At 58.5% G+C, this 20,321-nt stretch carries 18 protein-coding genes; 5 read left to right on the plus strand and 13 right to left on the minus strand.

The window, feature by feature from the left end; translation table 11 throughout:
- The first annotated feature begins 7 nt into the window (after positions 1-7).
- Positions 8-1,786: a hypothetical protein gene (locus ACED87_RS08740; protein ID WP_449089954.1), complete on the plus strand. Its 1,779-nt coding sequence runs from the start codon at positions 8-10 to the stop codon at positions 1,784-1,786.
- 174 nt (positions 1,787-1,960) lie between these two features.
- On the opposite strand, the gene ACED87_RS08745 is transcribed toward ACED87_RS08740, so the two are convergent.
- The 5 genes from ACED87_RS08745 to ychF form a co-directional block, all read right to left on the minus strand.
- Positions 1,961-3,337: a hypothetical protein gene (locus ACED87_RS08745; protein ID WP_449089955.1), complete on the minus strand. Its 1,377-nt coding sequence runs from the start codon at positions 3,335-3,337 to the stop codon at positions 1,961-1,963.
- A 2-nt stretch (positions 3,338-3,339) separates the two neighbouring features.
- Complete coding sequence (locus ACED87_RS08750) at positions 3,340-3,609, minus strand: hypothetical protein (RefSeq protein WP_449089956.1); 270 nt, start codon at positions 3,607-3,609, stop codon at positions 3,340-3,342.
- A gap of 10 nt (positions 3,610-3,619) precedes the next feature.
- Positions 3,620-3,988, minus strand: a complete 369-nt coding sequence (locus tag ACED87_RS08755; RefSeq protein WP_449089957.1) for a hypothetical protein — start codon at positions 3,986-3,988, stop codon at positions 3,620-3,622.
- Between the two features lie 230 nt (positions 3,989-4,218).
- Positions 4,219-6,147: a replication initiator gene (locus ACED87_RS08760; protein WP_449089958.1), complete on the minus strand. Its 1,929-nt coding sequence runs from the start codon at positions 6,145-6,147 to the stop codon at positions 4,219-4,221.
- A 190-nt stretch (positions 6,148-6,337) separates the two neighbouring features.
- A complete protein-coding gene (ychF, locus tag ACED87_RS08765; RefSeq protein WP_449081013.1) occupies positions 6,338-7,423 on the minus strand; it encodes a redox-regulated ATPase YchF in 1,086 nt (361 codons plus the stop codon).
- A 248-nt stretch (positions 7,424-7,671) separates the two neighbouring features.
- Here ychF and ACED87_RS08770 point away from each other — a divergent pair, with 248 nt between their 5' ends.
- Complete coding sequence (locus ACED87_RS08770; protein ID WP_449081014.1) at positions 7,672-8,979, plus strand: amino acid permease; 1,308 nt, start codon at positions 7,672-7,674, stop codon at positions 8,977-8,979.
- A 102-nt stretch (positions 8,980-9,081) separates the two neighbouring features.
- Here the strand turns inward: ACED87_RS08770 and ACED87_RS08775 are convergent, their stop codons facing one another.
- Positions 9,082-10,173 (minus strand): 4-hydroxy-3-methylbut-2-enyl diphosphate reductase, encoded by a 1,092-nt coding sequence (locus ACED87_RS08775; RefSeq protein WP_449081015.1) that lies wholly within the window; start codon positions 10,171-10,173, stop codon positions 9,082-9,084.
- A gap of 20 nt (positions 10,174-10,193) precedes the next feature.
- Positions 10,194-11,279 carry a hypothetical protein gene (locus tag ACED87_RS08780; protein ID WP_449081016.1) on the minus strand — a complete coding sequence of 362 codons (1,086 nt, stop codon included), beginning with the start codon at positions 11,277-11,279 and terminating at the stop codon, positions 10,194-10,196.
- Between the two features lie 124 nt (positions 11,280-11,403).
- On the opposite strand from ACED87_RS08780, the gene xseA reads away from it, so the two are divergent.
- Positions 11,404-12,726, plus strand: a complete 1,323-nt coding sequence (gene xseA, locus ACED87_RS08785) for an exodeoxyribonuclease VII large subunit (RefSeq protein ID WP_449081017.1) — start codon at positions 11,404-11,406, stop codon at positions 12,724-12,726.
- Between the two features lie 35 nt (positions 12,727-12,761).
- Entirely contained in the window at positions 12,762-12,998 is a 237-nt protein-coding gene (locus tag ACED87_RS08790) for an exodeoxyribonuclease VII small subunit (RefSeq protein ID WP_449081018.1), read from the plus strand.
- Between the two features lie 96 nt (positions 12,999-13,094).
- On the opposite strand, the gene ACED87_RS08795 is transcribed toward ACED87_RS08790, so the two are convergent.
- The 3 genes from ACED87_RS08795 to ACED87_RS08805 are packed head-to-tail and all read right to left on the minus strand — an operon-like array spanning position 13,095 to position 15,967.
- The gene (locus ACED87_RS08795) at positions 13,095-14,312 is read right to left on the minus strand and encodes a pyridoxal phosphate-dependent aminotransferase (RefSeq protein WP_449081019.1); all 1,218 of its coding nucleotides are present in this window, start codon (positions 14,310-14,312) and stop codon (positions 13,095-13,097) included.
- A gap of 10 nt (positions 14,313-14,322) precedes the next feature.
- Positions 14,323-15,510: a glycine betaine ABC transporter substrate-binding protein gene (locus ACED87_RS08800; RefSeq protein ID WP_449081020.1), complete on the minus strand. Its 1,188-nt coding sequence runs from the start codon at positions 15,508-15,510 to the stop codon at positions 14,323-14,325.
- On the minus strand, positions 15,503-15,967 hold the full coding sequence (locus tag ACED87_RS08805; protein ID WP_449081021.1) for an NUDIX domain-containing protein: 465 nt from the start codon (positions 15,965-15,967) through the stop codon (positions 15,503-15,505). Before ACED87_RS08805 ends, ACED87_RS08800 begins: the two co-directional genes overlap by 8 nt.
- 141 nt (positions 15,968-16,108) lie before the next feature.
- On the opposite strand from ACED87_RS08805, the gene ACED87_RS08810 reads away from it, so the two are divergent.
- Positions 16,109-17,146, plus strand: coding sequence for a mechanosensitive ion channel family protein (locus ACED87_RS08810; protein ID WP_449081022.1), 1,038 nt, complete (start codon positions 16,109-16,111; stop codon positions 17,144-17,146).
- Here the strand turns inward: ACED87_RS08810 and ACED87_RS08815 are convergent.
- From ACED87_RS08815 to ACED87_RS08825, 3 genes are all read right to left on the minus strand, one after another.
- A complete protein-coding gene (locus ACED87_RS08815; RefSeq protein WP_449089959.1) occupies positions 17,143-18,069 on the minus strand; it encodes a LysR substrate-binding domain-containing protein in 927 nt (308 codons plus the stop codon). The genes ACED87_RS08810 and ACED87_RS08815 overlap by 4 nt on opposite strands.
- The gene (locus ACED87_RS08820) at positions 18,066-18,524 is read right to left on the minus strand and encodes a DedA family protein (protein WP_449081024.1); all 459 of its coding nucleotides are present in this window, start codon (positions 18,522-18,524) and stop codon (positions 18,066-18,068) included. The genes ACED87_RS08815 and ACED87_RS08820 overlap by 4 nt, the downstream gene beginning before the upstream one ends.
- Positions 18,525-18,618: 94 nt before the next feature.
- Positions 18,619-20,321, minus strand: a 1,703-nt coding sequence (locus ACED87_RS08825) for a CYTH and CHAD domain-containing protein (protein ID WP_449089960.1), incomplete at its 5' end; no start/stop codon positions are given.

Genomic DNA, 20,321 nt, shown 5'->3' on the forward strand with positions numbered 1-20,321 from the left:
ACCACTCATGAGCCAGCGCCGCAGCCACAAGGTCCTCAACGGCCTGGCCACCATCTACTCCCCCACCGATAACAAGGGCTGGCGGGTAGCCTTTCACGACCCAGTTACCCGGAAGCGTCGTATCCTTAGCGCCACCAGCAAAGAAGCGGCCCTAGACAAGGCACGGGAGGGCCTGGGTATCTGGGATGAAACCCAGGAGCTCAAGCAACTCACCCCACCCACCGTTGAAGCTGCCTTCGAGCAGTGGCTAGAGGCCAAGTCATCCGGCTGGGTTGCCCGGACAGTTGAGGTCTACCGCTACCGCTACCAGGGCGCTCTAGCTCACCTGGGACAGACCCCAGTAACCTCAATACGACCGGGCGACCTACACGATATTGCCCAGGGGCTCAGCCGGGAGCAGGGGCGACGACTGAAAACACTGGTTAGAGGGGTTTTCGATACGGTGCAGGGGTGGACGGGGCGGCCCGGTTCCCTCTATGCCGATGCTATCCGGCTGTCTGGTAGCCGCTCCGATGATGCACCCAGGGCCGTCGAGCAGGTGCAGGTACCCTCTACCCAGTGGGTGAACGGGGTGATTGACTGTGCTTATTCAACCTGTCAGCTTCACCCCGCCCTGAATCACGGGATAGAGGAGATTGACCCGATAACGGGGGCGCACCATCACCTTGAATCGATGGGCTCTGTTGGTAACGACACCTGGTTCATGGAACAGACGCTGCTAGATGGGGCGCCTCAGGAGTTGATTGATTCGATGCGCCGGGGTGTTCCAGCCCATTACCGGCGCCGCGAAGAACGAGCTGCGCACGAAACCCTGGAGATAGCCTCCCGCTTCCGTCAGGTGGCCTTGATAACAGCCTTGGGGGCCTCTGGGGCCCTGCGTATTGGGGAGGTTCTGGCCCTGCGGCCTCGTCACCTCTTTGGGCCCTGGGGGCAAAACCAGGTAAGACTGGCAGATGAGGCCATGCACACTATCCTCGGTAGAGAGCTCTTGGAAGGAGTAGAGCTATCAGGCAGCGAGCAGCTGGGTGGAAGATTGCTGCCAGGCTATCAGGGTAAGGTCCTGGTTCAGGAGCAGGTCAGCCCGCTCTCAACGGGGCGGATGAATATCACTGCCCCGAAGATGGGCAAGGAGAGGACCGTCTATCTCTCTCCTCTGCTCTATCCGGCCTGGGACTCCTCGCGCCGAAGCTTACGGCAGCTACTGAGCGACCCCGCCATCATTGAGCGGCATGGGCTCGATGGCTTTGAGATTTTTGATGCGGCCAACCGTGAGCAGTCCCTGTGGTCGATGAGTGAGGCCGATGCGCTCAAGCTCTGGCAGGCTGGGTTCATTCCCGTGGGGTATCTGTTGCATGACCGGCTGAGGGAGATGTGGCGTCAGTCCCAGGGAGATATGAGGCTCTGGTGGGATGCCCTGCTCTTCCCCACGAGGAATAAGGCGCGGCAGCGAGGTGAGGGCCCACTCTTCCCTCAGCGCTGGCCTCATCGTACCGAAGTACCCTTCGGCAGCTATCAGCACCCCAGTAATCTGACCCGGCGGTATATCGCCCCACTATATGACTACGTTAGCGAGGTAACCAACAATTACCCGGGGTATCGGGGCACCAGCCGCCAGGGCTGGACCCATCACGGGCTGCGTCACTGGGCCATATCTCAGTGGCTATCTCGAGGGGTTCCGCTACCGCAGGCCTCGAAGCAGGCCGGGCATGCTCAAAAACAGTTCACGCTGGCGCGGTATGCCTGGGCGATTGAGGATGAGCTGACCGTCAGGGGGTTCGAGCCCTAGGGGTCGGTGGTTGGGGTGCGGTTCTGCTCCGCTGGTGGACCATTGTGCCACGGCCCTTCCCCTACGGGCTACCCCGCCGGGCCGTGCATGGTTCCACCTATCGCGGAGCAGGGCCCGCTGTGAGCTACCCCCAAACAGGTGCATGTGATGTTCGCCATAAGTTTTATACAGTGTTTAATTAAGCGGTGATGAGGCGGTGAGTTCCTGGACTCGGCAGGCTGCGCGGGCGGGGCTAACGTAGTAACTTCTACCGCGTTCGATGATGTCCCCTCCGATGCAGAAGGTACCGACGGTGCTCAAGGTCCCATCGGGGTTGCGGCTGCCGCCGATGGTGGCGGGGTTGTAGTCATCGGGCCCGTGGGTGCATCCGGGGATGGCCATCTCGGCATCGGTGGATGTTGCCACCGACATGCTGATTCTGATGTCGAAGTTGGAGCGGGCTGCTGTGGGCAGGGCGGTCGCTGAGAGCTGCTGGGTGACCCACAGGAGGCTGATGCCAGCAGAGCGGGCCCGCTGCGACAGGTCAACCAGAGCTGCCTCAGCAGACTCGTAGAGCTTCTTCTCAGCACACTGACCTCGGGTGACGACGGTGAGCTCATCGAAGACGAAAAGAATGGGCGGCCCGTGCTGTTGAGGAGACCAGCAGCTTGCCCCGCTGCGGGCAACGCTTTCCTGCCTACGCTTCATGAGCTCTTGCAGCTCGAGGAGCATATCCCTAATACGGTGAGGGTCACTTTCGTAGCGGGCAGCAGCAGGGGCGGCAAAGCGCAGTTCGGTCTGCTTCGGGTCGGCCAACCATACGGTGAACCCGCAGGCCAGAGCGTGCAGGACCAGCTGAGTTACCGGCGAGTTCTTGCCTGAGCCGGAGCGTCCGGCAACACTGATGCGTACCCCGCCGTGGGCCCCGGCATAGAGGGGCAGGCTCACCGGCCGCCCGAGTCGGTTGATGCCGATGGTACAGGGGGATGCTGGTGAAGATGCAGCAGGAAGGCTGAGAGTCGGTGCCTGCTGCCCCAGTGGCTGGGCTAGCAGGTCAACGAAGGAGAGGATGGCGTGCACCTGCCCGTCGAAGGGGCTGGGGTCGGCGATGGTGGTGATATGAGCCTTCAAGTCTGAGGCCAGAACCGGCAAGAAGGGCAGAACGTCGGCATCAGCGTAGCCTGGTGCTGACTGTAGAGTCAGGCGGTAGATTCCCTCAACCTCACCAGCGTGCAGCTTGATGGCCTTGCGATGATCAAGTACCCCGGTTCGGTAGCCTTGGGCCGCTTGCTGGATACGGTGACGCAGCCACCAGAGCCGAAGCCGATGAGCTTCAAGCATGAGCGCCCCGATAAAGAGGAGCAGGTGCGCTGCTGATGCTGCACCGAGCAGAACCATCTCAAAAAGGCTTAGATTCAAGGATACAAAGGCCAGCAGGCAGAGGCTGGCACCAAGGAGGGCCAGACAGCTCAGCGGCGCTGCCACACACAGGCGTAGCAGCACCCTGGTCAAGGTAGGCCAAGGTGCTGCTGTAGCTGAGTTCTGGTCTGACTGCTCTGCCTTGGTTCTCATACTCAAGGTTCTGCTGCTCCCACGGCCAGGAGGTTGAGGTCAGCTTCGAAGTCCTGTAGGAGGCAGCGGAGCTGATGCAGCCTAGCGTGAAGGTCCTGGGCCTGCTGTGGGGTGGGTAGCTGGTAGGTATCGAGGGTGCGGCGCACAGCTCCGGGGTAGCTCATGAGCTGGCGGGCGATGGCATCCCAGTGAGCTCGGGCCTGGTCCGTCAACTCTGCCCTGCTGATGTGGGCGTTATCGGCAGCGCAGATGATTGCGCTCTTGGTGCTCATTACCCTCACCCTACTTTCCCTCGGTCTTGGTAAAGGCCTTGACCGGGGCGGGCTGATTCTCCCCCAGGGAGGTGATGCTGAAGGAGAGGTTGCCGAAGACGGCCAGGCTGAGGCCTTGGACTTGAACGGGGGTTTCGATGGGGTAGCCGGTGGGCTGGGTGGGTGAGGCCATGGTGACCTTGGTGGCAATGGGGGCGGGAACACCGGGGATGATGACGCGGGCAGGGATGTTCCAGATTTGGACTCCCTGCTCATCCTTCTTGAGCTCGTTGGTCTGTTCGAAGTCACCGCTAGCTGTCTTTCTGTAGATATAGGCGGGGGTGGCTTCGGCGACGGGGGTGATGACCAGTGATGAGGCGTCGATGGAGAGTTGAGGCACAGTGAGTGCTTCCTTTCTGAATTCAGGGGTAGTGCCAGCGGGGTTGCTGACCTGGTTTCACCGTGCAGTGGGGGCCTTGGCTGTCCAGATATTATGAGTGATGTGCATCACTTTGTGGCTCGTGAGGATTTTATTTATTGGTCAAGCCCGGACGGCTGCGCCGCCGGGACCGGTGCCCGGCCACTGAGTCTAGCCCCTGGCGGGGCGCCTCAGTGAGCCGGTCACCGGCTTCACGTTCGGTGCGGCAATCTCACCCAGATGTGGGCTGCCACCCCGGTGCGCAGCTGTCTGATACTGCGGCAGGTGGTCTCAAGCTCAAGGCTCACATCATTAATCTGCTGGTAGGTAGCCCCGATGTGCTGGGCTAGAGCCTGGTAGCGGGCAGGGTCGGTGAGCGCCTGGGCCTGGAGGCGGTGAAGCTGGCTCAGGGAGCTAAGGGTTCGGGCGAGCTGGTGGGTGAGCGCTGCTGCCTGTCTCTCTAGCGCGCGAACCTTGTGGCGTCCCTGTGCTTCAAGGGCTTGGTGGAGGGCGGCGCGGGCAGCGGTGAGCTGGGCTTGGGCGGTATCGAATGCCGGGCCGGGGGCGCTGTGGCGTGCTGCTTCTTTCTGGGCTTGGCGGTAGTCAGTGCGGGCCTGGTCATAGAGGCGGTTGCGGTAGTTGGCACGCAGCTGGCTCTTGGTGACCGGCCAGCGGGAGGAGACGGTGCAGGAGCCGGTGTGCCCGTGACTGGTGACTAGCTTGCGCAGTTTGAGGCGGATGGAGCGCAGCAGGCTGCGGCCTTCTTCACTGAGGAAGCGTCCCTTGCCGTGAGAGTCGGTGAGGTAGTTGATTAGGAAGGTGTGCGCTGGCCGGCTGGGTGTCAGGGCCTTGGCGAGGCTGCCGTGGCGCAGCTCAGCGATGAGTGCATCTGCGTTCAATCGGTTAAACTTGGCTGATCGTGGCAGGACGGTTCCGTTGGTGTCAAAAAGTAGGAAGTCAGCGGGGGTGATGTTATCTAGCAGTTCCCAGCTGGTGATGGTGGGGATGGCATCAAGGACCTGGTAGAGGTAGCCGAGGCTCTGGCAGCTGGGGTAGATGGGGGCGCGGTGGGTGATGGTGTCGTTGAGTTCGTCGATGAGGGTGCGCCCAGCAGCGAGGGTTACAGCAGTAGCGGCCTGGCGTTCAATCGTGGCGGTTTCATGCTCGATGCGGTGGGTGAGCCAGGTGGTCAGGCACTGGGTGAGGTAGGTATCGGCTAGCAAGGCGAAGGATTCGTTGGCTAGACGCTGGAGGTGTCTGCGGTTCTTGTGCGCACCGGGCTGGGATACGGTGGTGCTCTTGTCGAGGTCTTTGACCAGGTAGGTCAGGGCCTTGGAGAGGTAGGAGGCCTTGCGGGCGTAGGACTGTGGGTCTGCTTGGGCATCGGAGTGCAGGTTGATGACCTGGGCATCTATTTGGGTGCCAAAGTTGATGCGGGCGGGGATGCGCAGGGTAGAGGGGCTTGCTGGAGGGAGTCCTAGTTGGGTGCGGCGGTGCTGTACGTGTGGTGCAGCAGCGAGGTTTTGTAGGTCCTGCGGGACGGCTGTGCCGGTGAGGTTGAGGTTCTTGATGCGGCTGGCGAGGTCTTCGGCGGTGGGTAGGGTGGGTAGGAGGGTGGGGTTGAAGGTGGAGGCCTCGGGGACAGAGAGGGTGATGAGTAGGTGGTAGTGGCCAGCGCCTCGGGTTTGAATTTCTCGTGAGCCCCGGTAGCTCAGGCGGTAGCCTGCTTGCTGCCAGTCGGCGGTGGCTCGGTGCAGGGCCATGTTGAAGGTGCGCATGAGCTCAGGTTCGCAGGCTGAGGTGATGATTTGGGCGCCGTAGCGGTATTGGCGTGGAAAGCGCGGGGCGTGATGTGCAATTTGGCCGAAGGAACCCATGGTCAGGGTCAGAAAGACGGCGAGGGGTTGGGGTAGGTTGCTGGCGGGCTCTGGCAGGGGTGGCTGGCCTGCTTCAAGGATGGCTCGCTCGGTGATTTGATAGCGGTAGGCGCACGATGGGCAGGTTTCACTGAATCGGCTTCCGCAACGGGTCTCGGTTTCCTGGCCGGTGCGGGTGTTGAGGAGCTGCTGGGGGTTGGAGCAGGGTTCATCCAGCAGGGGGTTGCGGGTAGCGGATGGGGTGCTATGATGAATCTCGTACATGTTCTCACCGTGAATTTCTTGTTTGAATGTGCAATATTCGTTGAAATATTTGGGTGAGATGTGAAAAACCCGAGGGGCGGCCAGGCCCCTCGGGTTTTGTGTTGTAGGCTATGGGTATGCCACAGCTTTGCCGCAGACAGGCTTCTTCTACCGCTGTTTGTGGCAGAAAAACCCTATTCTGACTAGGCGTTTAAACGTTAAATCTAAACTCCACCACGTCGCCGTCCTGCATGATGTAGTCCTTACCTTCCATGCGGACTTTGCCGCGGGCCTTAGCCTCAGCCATGGAACCAGCATCGTCCAGGTCAGCGAAGGAGACAACCTCAGCCTTAATGAAGCCGCGCTCAAAGTCGGTGTGGATCACGCCGGCAGCCTGAGGGGCAGTGTCACCCTTGGCGATAGTCCAGGCGCGAGTTTCCTTAGGCCCAGCAGTCAGGTAGGTCTGCAATCCCAAGGTGGAGAAGCCCACACGGGCCAGCTTGTCGAGGCCGGACTCGTCCTGACCGCTCATCTCTAGCATTTCACGGGCCTCTTCTTCAGAGAGCTCAACCATGTCAGCCTCAAGCTTGGCGTCCAGGAAGACAGCCTCAGCGGGGGCAACCATGGCCCGCAGCTCGGCCTGCTTTTCCTCAGAGGCCAGGACGCCCTCGTCCGAGTTAAAGACGTAGATGAAGGGCTTGGAGGTGAGCAGGTTCAGTTCCTTGAGCAGAGCCAAATCAATCTTGGCTTCTTCGTACTTAGAAATCAGGGTATCGCCCTGTTCCAGTACGGCCTGGGCCTTCTTGTATTCCTCAAGCTGGGCGGGGTCGCCCTTCTTGATTTTGACGGCCTTTTCCAGGCGGGGAATAGCGTTTTCCAGGGTCTGTAGGTCAGCCAGCACCAGCTCGGTGTTGATGGTTTCCATGTCGCTGGCGGGGTCTACCTTGCCGTCAACGTGGATGACGTCGGGGTCGTCAAAGGCGCGGACGACCTGGGCGATAGCGTGGGCCTCGCGGATGTTAGCCAGGAACTGATTGCCCAGGCCTTCACCTTCGGAGGCGCCACGAACGATACCTGCGATATCCACGAAGGAGACGGTTGCAGGTAGGATGCGCTCGGAGCCGTAAATCTCTGCCAGGCGAGCCAGGCGCTCATCGGGCAGGTTGACGACGCCCACGTTGGGTTCGATGGTCGCGAAGGGGTAGTTCGCTGCCAGGATGTTGTTTTTGGTCAGTGCGTTAAAGAGGGTCGATTTGCCGACGTTGGGCAGACCCACAATTCCAATAGTTAAAGCCACGGAAAAATAAACCTTTGCTTGGGGTATTCTTAGTGCCCAGTTTACTAGGTATGGTGCCTGCTCTGTCGTTTTAGCAGGACGCGGGTGGGTGAGTTTGCTTCTACTGGTGGGCCCCGGTGGGTTTCGCCTTTGCAGATGCCCGCAAAAACACTCTCATCGACATGTTACTGACCTGTCTAAAGAGTGCGTCAAAGACTAGAATAGTAAGTAAGCATATCTTGCATTTATGTCAACCTAGGAGTTTTCGCATGTCTCATAAGGGCAGCAAGGAGCACACAGATGTCTCCACCGCAGCTATCGAAATGGGCGACGCCGCAACCCGGGCCCCAAAATGGAACCGCACAGACACAGCCTGGACCATCAGCCTCTTCGGAACCGCCGTCGGCGCAGGCATTCTCTTCCTCCCCATCAACGCAGGAGCCGGTGGCGTCTGGCCCCTACTGGCCGCAACCATCCTGATTTGGCCCATGACCTTCCTGGCCCACCGGGGGCTCTCCCGCATGGTCTCCGCCAGCTCCCAACAAACCGCAGACATCACCGAAGTATCAGAAGAATTCTTCGGCCAAGGTTTTGGCAAAATTTTTACCCTGCTCTACTTCCTCTCCATCTACCCCATTCTGCTCATCTACGGGGTCAGCATCACCAACACCGTTGACTCCTTCCTCACCCACCAGTTCGGGCTAGAACCCCTACCCCGCTGGTTACTGGCCGCCCTGCTGGTCGGTGCCATGAGCGCCGTCATGATGATCGGCCAAAAATTCATGCTCGCCGTCACCCAGTTCCTGGTCTACCCCCTCATCCTGATTCTTGCAGCGCTCACCCTCTACCTCATCCCCCACTGGTCCCTAGAAGGCTTCAACCAAGTACCTGATGCCGCGAACTTCGGCATGACCCTCTGGCTCATGCTGCCGGTCCTCGTTTTCTCCTTCTACCATGCAGCAGCTATCTCCCAGTTCTCAGTAGCCATGCGCAAGGAATACCGCAACTTCGCCTCCCTCAAAGCATCCCGCGTACTACGAGTAACCTCTATCATTCTGGTGCTCTTTACCATGGGCTTCGTCTGGTCCTGCGTACTAGCCGTTGGCCCCAACGGCCTAGCTGAAGCCCGCGCCTCCAACCTGCCTATCCTCTCCTACCTAGCTAACGAGTTCGACGCCCCCTTCATCAACTGGCTCGGCCCCATCGTAGCCATCGCCGCTATCGTCTCCTCCTACTTCGGTCATTGGCTCGGCGGGCACGAAGGAGCAGCCGGTATTATCCGCAAAAACTTCGACCCCGAGAAAAAACGCATCAGCGATAAGGCCCTCAACATGGCTATCAACGTCTTTATCGTGGTCACCGTCTGGGTCGCAGCGGTACTGAACCCCAGCGTCCTTACCCTCATTGAATCACTGGTTGGCCCGGTCATGGCCCTGGTGCTCTTCATCGTGCCCATGTGGGCTATCCGCAAGGCCCCTGCCCTTGAACCCTACCGGGGCAAGCTCAGCAACATTTTTGTGGTGATCACCGGTATCGCAGCCTTCTCAGCAGTTATCTACGGCCTGATTCCCAACTAACCCCACCTCTTAAATAGAAAGAACCCGACGGCTTGCCACGCCTCCCCTTTAACCGGGTGATTGGTGGTAAACCGTCGGGTTCACTTTCACAGGCCGCCGCACTTAGCGGTTAGGCTTAGACCCTCGCCCGCCCAGGCGCATACCGGGCTCACCCGCATCATTCTTCAAAGCCGCACGCAGCTCCTTAGGAAGTGAGAAAAGAATATCTTCCTTAGCGGTCTCAAACTTCTCAACATCAACATACCCATAATCTGCCAGCAGGCGCAGCACATCCTGCACCAGCACCTCAGGCACAGAAGCACCAGAGGTCACGCCCACCGTAGTGACGCCCTCAAACCAGGCCTCATCCACCTCATGGGCATAATCCACCAGGTAAGCCTGCTTGGCACCGTATTCCAGGGCAACTTCCTTCAAACGTACAGAGTTCGAAGAGTTGGTCGAACCCACCACAATCACCAAATCAGCTTGCGGGGCGATCTCCTTAATAGCACCTTGACGGTTAGAAGTCGCATAGCAGATATCGTCTGAAGGGGGGTCTTGCAAAGTGGGGAAGCGCTCGCGCAGGCGGGCAACAGTTTCAAGGGTTTCATCCACAGACAGGGTGGTTTGAGAGATCCATACGACCTTTTCGGGGTCGCGAACAGTTACCTGATCAACCTCATCAGGTGAGTTGACAATCTGAATGTGGTCAGGGGCCTCACCGGCGGTGCCCTCAACCTCTTCGTGGCCGGTGTGGCCAATGAGGAGGATGTCGTAATCCTGTTTGGCGAAGCGCACAGCCTCCCGGTGCACCTTGGACACCAGGGGGCAGGTGGCATCAATAGTGTTGAGCTGGCGGCCTTCTGCCGAGGCAACGACAGCCGGTGAAACACCGTGGGCTGAGAAGACGGTGACGGCCCCCTCAGGGACTTCCTCCACATCATCCACAAAGATTGCACCCTGGGCTTCTAGGGTTTCTACCACATGGCGGTTGTGCACAATCTGTTTGCGCACATACACGGGGGCGCCGTAGTGCTCTAGGGCTTTTTCCACGGCGATAACAGCACGGTCAACACCGGCGCAGTAGCCGCGCGGTGCTGCAAGGAGCACCTTCTTGTCGCCGGTGGGCGCAGCGGCCTCAACTTCTTCACGGGTCCGGCGCACACGGGGTACAGTGGGCAGACCCAGGTCAATGGTCTTCTCTTGGGTAGACATAGTCTCTATCCTACGTGGTTCTAGCGGGTGGGTGCAGTGGCTTCTCTCGCAGTCAGCTTCATGATCGCCGAGAGAAGAGCTAGCAGTGTTAGCGCTGCCGCTGCAACCAGCACTTTGAGGGCTAGGTCTGTGTGGTAGCTGGAGAAAGAGAGGGTGAGAGTTTCAGATAGTTTTTGGATGAAGAGGACGGCCGCGCTGCTGGCTGGCATCTCTATTCCGGCGGTGAGTGAGGCACCCCCACCTAGTAGACCTGCCAGCCAGAGGAGGGCTGCTGCAGCAAAAGCCATAAAGGCTAGGTAGGCAAAGCGGTTACGGGGCCAGATGAGGAAGCCGAGCAGGGCTGAGCTTGCGCTGACGATGAGCAGGGGCTGCCAGAGGGAGGCTAGCCATATCAGGGTGTTGATAGTGGAGTTAATAGGCCAGCTGTTCTGGCCGATGTCCAGTGGAATGGTGCGCCCGGGCAGGTTTGAGGTATCTATGCCAAAGCCGGTAGCAGACTGCACTGAGGATCCAGCCTGATCGTAGAGGGCGGAGAGGTCAAGTATAGCTGGGCGGCTTTCGCCGGAGAAGTTATAGGCGTGGGTATCTGAGATAACCTGGGCCCAGAGTTGAGGGTAGATATCTGAGGTCACCAGTGAGTGGGTGGCGCCTTCTACCAGGGTGTGGGTCTGGTCGTAGAGCCAGTTCTGCACTCCCCCGTACCAGGTGGTTGAGTGGCCATCGCCCAGGTAGGTTGTGATGGCAGGCGAGGTCATGATGTCGTCGGTGACTGCGGTAGCCAGGCTGGTCTGGAAGTCCTGATCGTAGGCGATGTTTTCAGTCATAGCTGCAAAGTTTTTGGTATCAACCAGGGTGGTTTGGCCCCAGTAGGCGGTAGCTGAGGCTAACCCTGTTGCCAGGGTCAGTAGGGCCAGCAGGGTGCAGAAAAAGGTTCTGGCTAGGCTGAAGGCCAGTCGGCGGCGCGGGCTACCCGGCAGGCGTGGGGGCGCGTAAGAGGCCACTGGGGCCCAGGCCTGTTCTTGGGCGCGCTGGTTTTCGGCCTGAATGTAGGGGTTAGTCCAGTTGCCGTTATCGTAGTCTTCTGTGCTTTTGTGGGGACCGGTCATGTTTGTATGGTAGCCGGTCTTACTGGGTATGTGCAGGGGTAGGGGCACTCCCTGACAGAAGAAAAGGCGGCTTTTTCTCGAGTCAGTGCTTAAAGTGTCAGCCAGCGGTGGTAGAAGTAGGTGTATGAACAGTTTTGGTGGTTCGGCCAGCGACCATGTGACGCTGGCTCAGTTACAGGCCCAACAGCAAGAGCAGGCGCAGCGCCCTGCCCGGCAGCTGGCAGAACGTGCTGGTCAGACCAGCCTTGATAACCCTTGGCCCTTGCATGTGCTCTCCAATAAGATGCACGAGTATATTGCCCGTTGTGTGCCCACCTGGGTAGAGGGGCAGATTATTGAGCTCAACCACCGCGGCCGGGTGTCTTATGTGACTCTGCGCGATATTGACCAGGAGGTCTCTGTCTCAGTCACCGTGTGGGGCTCTGAGATGGCTAAGGTGCAGGGCCAGTTAGAACGTGGCTCTCGGGTGGTGTTACAGCTCAAACCTGACTTCTGGGTCAAGACTGGCCGCCTGTCGATGCAAGGCTCGAACATTAAGCCGGTCGGTGTGGGCTCCATGTTAGAGCTCATTGAGCAGTTGCGGGCCAAACTACAAGCTGAGGGCCTTTTTAGCCCCAATCGTAAGAAGCCCTTGCCCTTACTTCCCCGCCGGGTGGGGCTCATTACCGGTCGCGATTCAGATGCGATGAAGGATGTTATCCGTAACGCTTCCCTGCGGTGGCCTGCCGTGGACTTTGTGGTGCGGGAGGTGGCGGTGCAGGGAGTGAATGCGGTAGCACAGGTGACCGCTGCTCTGGCGGAGCTTGATGCGGTAGCTGATATTGATGTGATTGTCCTTGCCCGCGGTGGCGGTTCCTTTGAGGATTTGCTCCCCTTTTCTGAAGAGGCCATGGTGCGGGCTGTTGCCGCAGCACAGACCCCGGTGGTCTCAGCTATTGGGCATGAGGCTGATTCTCCGCTGATTGACCATGTGGCAGACTTGAGAGCTTCAACCCCTACCGATGCCGGTAAACGTATTGTGCCGGACGTCCGTGAGGAGCGCGAACTCTTTGTCTCAGCCCGCTACCAGCTCATGAGGGCGGTGGAGCAGTTCGTCTTAGCTGAGCGGCATGGGCTAGCCCAGGTGCGATCCCGCCCGGTTCTTGCCAACCCTGGTTCAGCCTTGCTGGCCAGGTCAGAAGATATTGAGCGGCTACGGGCTAGGGCATCGAGTGCAGCTACCCACCGGCTGGCTCGGGACCGTGATCTTATTAGCCAGTTACGGGCACGGGTTAGGGCCCTTTCTCCCCAGCAGACCCTGGAGCGCGGTTATGCGGTCATGCAGGACGCCACCGGTCAGCTGGTGCGAGATGCCCGCACTTTGGAAGAGGGCCAGAGCATTAGCGTGCGTGCTGCCGCCGGTGCTGTTGAGGCTACAGTTACCGCCGTGCACCAAGAGAACCATTAGACCTAACCAGAACCTAGAGTGAGGTATAGAAAGATATGAGTGACAAAATCGAATTCACAGCAGAGCTTGACGCTACCCCGGTCAATCAGCTGACCTATGAGCAGGCCCGCGAAGAGCTCCTGCAGGTAGTAGCCCGCATGGAATCTGGGGCAAGCACCCTGGAAGAATCTATTGCCCTATGGGAACGTGGCGAGGCCCTTGCCCAGCGCTGCGAAGCCTGGCTCGACGGTGCCCAGGCCACCCTGGACGCTGCCCGCCAGAACCAGAATTAGGGCCATAAAAGTAGAGGGTATGGCAGGGGCACAGCCAAGCTGTTAGCTGACCACAGTGCACCTGCCATACCCTCGCGCTCAGAGGTGAGAGGCCTCTTAGTTCTGCTTGTAACTTGCCAGGAAGTTACCCAGCCGTTCTAGGGCGTCCGCTAGGGTGCGGGTATCAGGCAAGAAAACCAGGCGGAAATGGTCTGGCTTGCCCCAGTTGAAGGCAGAGCCGTGACTCAGCAGTATCTTCTGCTCTCGTAGCAGATCAAGCATGAATTGCTCATCGCTGGTGATGTTGAATTTCTCTACATCAACCTTGGGGAAGAGGTAGAGGGCACCTTGTGCCTGTTGCACGCTCACCCCCTCCATCTGGCTTAGCATCTGGTACGAAAGGTCGCGTTGCTCTTTAAGACGCCCACCGGGGAGCACCAGGTCATTGATGGACTGGTAGCCGCCCAGGGCTGTTTGAATGGCGTGCTGGGCCGGAACATTAGCGCACAGGCGCATGTTAGCCAGCAGATTAATCCCTTCAATGAAGGGGGCTGCTTCCTTCTTGGGCCCTGAGATAGCCACCCAGCCAGCACGGTAGCCGCAGACCCGGTAGGCCTTTGACAGACCTGAGAAAGTCAGGGTGAGGACGTCCTCACCTGCTACCGAGGCCATGTGGGTCATAGTGGCAGCATCGTAGAGAATCTTCTCGTAAATCTCATCGGCAAAGATAACAAGCTCGTGTTCCCGGGCCACATCAACAATCTGCTGGAGCACCTGAGGGGTATAAACCGCGCCGGTGGGGTTGTTGGGGTTAATGACCACAATTCCGCGGGTCTTGGGGGTGATTTTAGAGCGGATGTCCTCAATATCGGGGAGCCAACCGTTCTCTTCATCGCAGATGTAGTGCACCGGCTTGCCCCCTGCTAGCTGGGTCGCGGCCGTCCAGAGAGGGTAATCGGGGCTGGGCACCAGGACCTCTTCCCCGTCATCAAGCAGGGCCTGTAGGGTCATGGGGATGAGCTCTGAGACACCGTTGCCCAGGTAGACATCATCGGTGGTGATGTTCATGATGCCCTCGTTCTGGTAGTACTGCACAATGGCGGTACGGGCAGAGTAAAGGCCGCGAGAATCTGAGTAGCCCTGGGTGTAGGGCAGGTGCTCGATGATGTCCATCATGATGGTTTCAGGCGCTTCAAAACCAAAGGGGGCGGGGTTGCCGATGTTGAGTTTGAGGATCCGGTGGCCACGCGCCTCCATGCGCTGAGCTTCTTCCAGAATAGGCCCGCGAATATCGTAGAGAACGTTTTGAAGTTTTTTAGATTGCTTGAATGCCATGAGACCTACATTACTCCTTCATAGTGGTTAACCAGAAATAGGCGGCATCAGTTTCTGACACAGGGTTATCGCCGCTGGTGAGCGTGTTGAGACGCACCAGAGAATCAGTATCAAGATGCGCTGATACATCATTGAGGATGTCTTTAACCTCTTGAGGCAGCTCACCAGCCCGGGTAATTGGCACAATATTTTGCGCTAGCTCAGTACGCTCCGGGTCATCAAGTAAGAGCAAATTATTAGCCGAAATCTCTGCACTGGCTGAGTACATGTAGCTCATGCTAGTAGCACCGGTAATGAGTTCTTGAGCCTGATCAGACCTGTTATTAGAGGTCGTTCGGGTACCAGGGGTGCAGCCGTAGTGGGTCGTCAGAGAACTAGCGCCATTGGGGTTAGCGTCATAGCTACTAGGCGCAACCAGGCTCAGTTCAGCACAGACCGTATCTAAGTCGCTCATGCTTTCTAGATCATACCGCTGGGCGGTAGCCCGGGTGACCACATAGCCGTAACGGTTGGTGGCGTTTGATGGTGAAAGCACTTCAGCAGTATCAGGAAGCGCTCGATCCACATAGCTGACAATATCGTTACTGCTCAGCCCGCGCACGTTCAAAGAGGTAGCACTGGGGCTGGGGGTAGGGCTCGTGCTGGGGCCGGCACTACCGCTAGGGTCAGCGGACGCACTCCCACCAGAAGCCATACTCGGCTGAGAGTCTACCGCGGGGCTGGATTCTACCGTGGGGCTGGGTTCTGCCGCTCGTGCCCGCTCCTCTTCAATAATGGTGGGGCTCACAGCACCATTATCCGTCAGATAAAGCAGCAGGTCTCCAGATAGATCAGGGGTGATATGCACCAGCCCTTCAGCCGGGCTACTGGCGGTAGGTCTAGCTGTACTGGTGGCAGCAGTATCAAGGCCCATGCTGGCAAAATAAGCGGGGCGGTCATCTTCAGTTTCTACAACATCAACGGTATAACCAGCCTCTTGCAAGGCAGCCTGATAAATATAGGCTGCGTGGCGGGTTTCAGGGGTTAAACCTGTACCGATACGTAAAGTAGCGTCCGTGGCCGGGCTCGCTGAGGCACTCCCCCCACCCCCGGCTGTTGAATCACCACAACCACTGAGCGCGAGGCTGATAGCTGCAGCGAGTGCAAGCGCAGCAGCCCCATGGCGGGGCAGGTCTAGGCGTCCTTTTTCTTTAGCCATGCTGAGCCTCCTTGTACTTGCTGGCCATTTCCTGGGCGTCCGCATGGCCAAGGAGTCGGGCGGCCTCATCAACCAGAGAGTAGTAGAAGTGCTGGTCTAGTTCTGCCAGGGGGATCCATTCGGCGCGGTCGGTGGAGCCGTTGACTTCGTAGGTGAGTTCTCCGCCGGTGATGTGTGCCCTGTAGAAGGTCCGCATGGCGCAGAAAGGACGGGTGGCACCAGCTTCTGGCTCAAAGTAGGCTGCGTGCACCCCTAGCAGTTGGTCAAGTTCTACCCGGTAACCGGTTTCTTCAAAGACCTCGCGTAGGGCGGTCTCGTGGGGTTGTTCGCCAGGGTCCATGCCGCCGCCGGGCAGGGTCCAGCCCGGTCGGTAGCCGGGAATGTGCGGCACCCAGCGGGAGAGCAGAATCTTGCTGTCCTTAATGACCACGGCGTAAGCGGCTGGGCGAGTGTCCATCACCAGGGGCATCTTTTCTTCCTTTGTTCGTGCTCAAGAACCAGTCTATTGCACTCCTGGGCGGGGCATGGTGTGCCCGTTCGCGGGCAGCTAGCATACCGGTTTTTCTGGGCTAAAGACGATAGGCTCATAGGTATGATAGTGACCGGGATTTTAGCAGCAGAAACAACGCCCCTTAAAGAAAGCGCAGAGACCGCGGGAACCGCGATGACCAGGTTAGCTAGCCTAGATTTTTGGCTGGGTGCCCCCTTGCGCATATTCATCATTATCTTCATTGGGTTTGTTTTACATGCCCTAGTGCGAGTGATTATTCGCCACGTCACCGACTCTATTGCCCGTGGTACTAAGAGCCGGGTGGTTGCAACAGGAGAGAAAAAGGGTGGCAGAAATAGCCGGTGGAAGTCTGATGTTTCCTTAGCCAGTGCCCGCCAGTCCCAGCGCGCTCAAACGGTTGGGTCGGTGCTTCGTTCGGTCTCATCAATCGTGATCTGGACGGTCATGATTGTCATGATTATTGCTGAGTTAGGCTTCAATATCGCCCCTGTTATTGCCTCAGCCGGCGTGGTGGGTGTTGCCCTATCTTTTGGGGCTCAGTCTCTGGTGAAGGATTTTCTCTCAGGTATCTTCATCGTGGCTGAAGACCAGCTAGGTATCGGTGACTGGGTTAACCTGGGTGAAGCTGAGGGCGAGGTGGAAGCTGTGGGCCTGCGCACCACCCAGGTACGTGATACCGCCGGAACCCTCTGGCATGTGCGCAACGGCGAAATCCTCCGCGTAGGTAACTCCTCCCAGGGCTGGGCCCGCACCATCATCGACCTACCCATCCCCTACGATGCTGATATTGACGAGATGGCCAAGTTTTTGATGACCTCCACACAAAAGGCCATCAAGCTACCGGGCATCAAAGAAAACATATCGGGCAAGCCCCAATACCTGGGTGTGCAGTCGGTCACCGGCGAATCGGTGGTACTGCGCCTAACGGTCAAAACCGCCCCCTCAGAGCAGTTCGCGGTAGGCCGCAAACTCCGTGAGGAACTAAAAAAAGCCATGGATCAGCGCGGGCTGCGCATCCCTCTAGCTAACCAATCAGTAATACACAATGAGGTCCATGAGCACCCACCGGTAAGTACAGGCGCTAGCCCGAAGACCGCTCAGGAACCGCCCCAGGCTAAGCCCTAGCGTTTCTTCCCGCGAGAGCCCCGGCCAGACCCCTTAGCAGCGCCCTTACCGCCCTTCTGCACCTGGTACTGGCGCAGATTACCGCTCTTCTGGGCATTGCGTTTCTTCCGGTCCTCCGCCTCCCGGCGCTTATTGGCAGCAGCCCGCTTACGCTTAGCCTCTTCCTTCTCACGCCGCTGCTTCTCAAGGGCCACCTCACGGCTATCACTTCCCCGCTGCGAAGCGGCAGTACGGCCACGGGTAATCCCCACAAAGTCCTGAATAACCTGCTCACGGGCGTCCTCACGGGCCTCTCTCTTCCACACCAGCAGAACCGGGTACTCCTCCAGCCCTTCCACCGGCCGGTAGGTCACATCTTTACGGTGATAGAAACGAGCCACAGACATAGGCACCACCAGCAGGCCCAGCCCAGCAGCCACCAGCTCAACAGCGTCCGCCCGGTGCCTCATCTGGGGCAGCGGACGCGGGTTCTCAGCCCGGTAATCAGCAGAAAGATCACGCCACTCAGGCACCTCATCGGGGCTTTGCAGCAAGAACTCTTCAGCTAGTTCAGCTAGAGGAACCGTATCAAGTACGGTCAGCAGATGCTCCTTAGGCAAGATCACCACCGGAGTCTCCCGATAAAGCTCAATAGCGTGGTATCGCTTCTTATCGCGGGCAGCAGGCTCATCCTCAGCACGCACCAGGGCCATATCTGCAAAAGCATCCAGTGAAGCTAAACCCTGCCCCTGGGCCAAGGCAACATCAGTTAGCGGCGCCAGCGCTGAATAACGCTCCCGCCAGCGCGTAAACCACTTACCGGGCATCACCCCAGGCACAAACCCCACGCACAGGCCGGGCACCTGCCCCACCTGCTCATAGCGGGCCGTCTGATCATCAACCAGCAAATCGGGGTGGGCAAGGATGCGCTCGCTCAGAGTCATAGGGTGGTGTCTTTCGGTAGGTGAGGCATAGAACGATTCCTGCCCCGAATTTTAGCGGTGATAATAAAAGCTGCCAGCACAACCAGCACGAGGGCAGCCACCTGTGGGTTCTCAAGCCACAGCCAAACAACCGACATACCCACGGTGGCGTAAATGGTGCCCCAGATGAGAGTGCCCACCAGCATGGCCGGTATCCAGCGGATCAGGGGCATGCGGGCAAAACCCGTGGTCAGAATAACCGCAGTTTGAAAGCCCACCGTCAAGAAGCAGGCAGGCACAGCCAGCACACCCCAACGGTTCACCCAGTACTGGGCTCTACGGTAGAGGGGGTGCCCCATAAGATACTGTATTTTCTCGAAGCGGGACCCGCTCACCTGGGCCAGCCAGCCCAGCGAAAAAACCAGGCAGGTACGCACAATACCCACCGCCCACATAAAACCGATGGCGGCAACCAAGTGCAAACTTTCAAGCCATTCCCTCACCCCACCAGTCTAGCTGGTTCAGCCCCTAAGCGGGCAGGCACTCAGGTGAGCAGGCACTTACCTCATCTCAGGTCAGTTTGATAGCTTTTATTTTCTTCACAGAAGACGGTAGAGCATCAAAAGCACCCAGGCGCAGCTGCTGTGCCAGCGCCTCAGACCGGCCCAGCAGGTAACCAATTGCAAAGGGATTTAATCTCAGCTCCTCAGCCTGAGCATGTAGCCCACGTAGCCAGTCCCCCATGGTCAGCTCATCGGTAAGCTCACCCACATCGGCCTGCACAGCCTTTACCTGAGCCAGCAACTCCGTTTGAGGTTCAGTCAGAGGCAGGCCCGCCGCAGCCGTAGCGCAGAGGCAATAGCGCACAGCCTTAGCAGCCTTACGCACATCGTGTAGCCCCTCATCGTAAGAAACACCGGCAGCAAAATCAGCTGCTTCTTCTGGCCAGGTGACTACCGCCCCTTTCCCCTGCTTGACCAGGTTCTTCCGCAAACGCTTAGCCACCTTGTTCACATAGTTCTCGCTATTGAGCGGAAGCTCTAACAGCAAGGTCACATCGGTCAGTAAGGACTCAAGAGCCAATTGAAGTTCTAACCGATCTGCAGATGCCAAATAGCGGCGGGCTTGGGTGGCAGCCTCTTCCTGCTGGTGTTCCATCACCACACCCAACATACCGGCAAAGCCCTGCCCCAGAATCGGGTGGCTCTGCACCGTCTGCTGGGCTAGGGGGTGCATCAGCTCGCCGTTACGGTGGGTTTCAAGCTGACGGGCGTATATTTTCAGCCCCCGCATTATTTCTTCAAGCGCCGGGGCGCACCCGCTGCGTGCGTAGGGAAGAGCCATATATTTCAGTACGCTGCGCAACTGGCGGGCAACAATTCGCCCCTGGTGGGTAGCATCGGGTACTCCTGCGGCAACCAGTAGATCAGCTTGAGCTAGTCGTTGAGCGTGAGAGGCAAGCACACTGGTGAGCAGCTCTGCAGAGCCCGGCACAGTGGGGAACCCCGCTGGCAGAGCTTTTTTGCTCTTTTTACCTGTCTTTTTATTGCGCCCCTTGCCCTTTGCCGCCAGGCGGGCTTCAAAGTCGGCGTCCTGCCCCAGCGCCCGGGCGATTTTAGCCGGTGACTTTGAGGCAAGAGCCCCAAGGGCCCGTAGCTGAGTAGCCACAGCATCAAATAAGGCCTCTGCTAGTTGAGGGTCCTGGGCGGTCTGCCCTAGAAGCTCTACCTCCCACTCATGCCAGGTACGTTCCTGGCCGGTGGCAAAATCCAGCGCCTGCACACGGTCATCACAAATCTCAGCTAGTTCTTGCCCGGCAGCATCACGTATGACAGTTCGAGTCCGGTGGGTTTGTAGCGAAACCCGGGGTTCTAGCTCTTCACCCAGGGCGGGAACCTGCACAAATTTCTTGACAGCTGCTGGCATTAGGGAACTTTGGGGAAGCAGGTCAAAAGTCACCTCATGACGCTGGCCAGCAGCATCAAACTTAATATGCCACCCCTGGTCATACCCGCCCAGCCGACGGCGCAGGGCAACCTTGTGGCGGCCAAGGTTGCCAGAAGGTGTGTCGTAGTAGGTGGCATCAAGCTGCTCAATGACAGGCTCACGAACGCTCCACTGGGTGAAACTCCATTCCACAGAGGGAACCTCACGATTCACATCGGCAAGCTCAAACTTCTGCTCAACTTCTAGATGGTGAGGCTTATTCAAAAGTAGACACGCACCCCACACCCACCAACTAGACAACGGCCCCACCCGCGGCAAAAATATGA

The organism is Rothia sp. 32237D007AR, assembly GCF_053544675.1.